This is a genomic window from Photobacterium sp. R1 (genome assembly GCF_054600795.1).
In genome coordinates, this window is the sequence record NZ_BAAHZP010000848.1 from 1 (window position 1) to 245 (window position 245).

1 pseudogene is annotated in these 245 nt (G+C 53.5%); it reads right to left on the reverse strand.

The window, feature by feature from the left end:
- A pseudogene (locus ACYP03_RS27470) lies at positions 1–245 on the reverse strand (methyl-accepting chemotaxis protein); the annotation flags it as partial.

Sequence of the window (245 nt, forward strand, 5' to 3'; positions counted from 1 at the left end):
CAGATCCGCCGACACATGCAGCAGTTCATCGCTGGCTTGCGCCATCTGGTTCGACTCCGTCGCCACCGACAGAGACATATCCTTCAGGCTGACCACATTGCAGTTAATGTCGTTCAGGGTCAGGGTTTGTTGCTCTGTGGCGGTGGCGACATGCTGGTTCATCGCCTGGATCGTCTGCACTTCAGCGTTAATATTATTGAGTGCGACGCCAGCTTCTGCTGATATCTTCGAAGCATTTGTGGCTT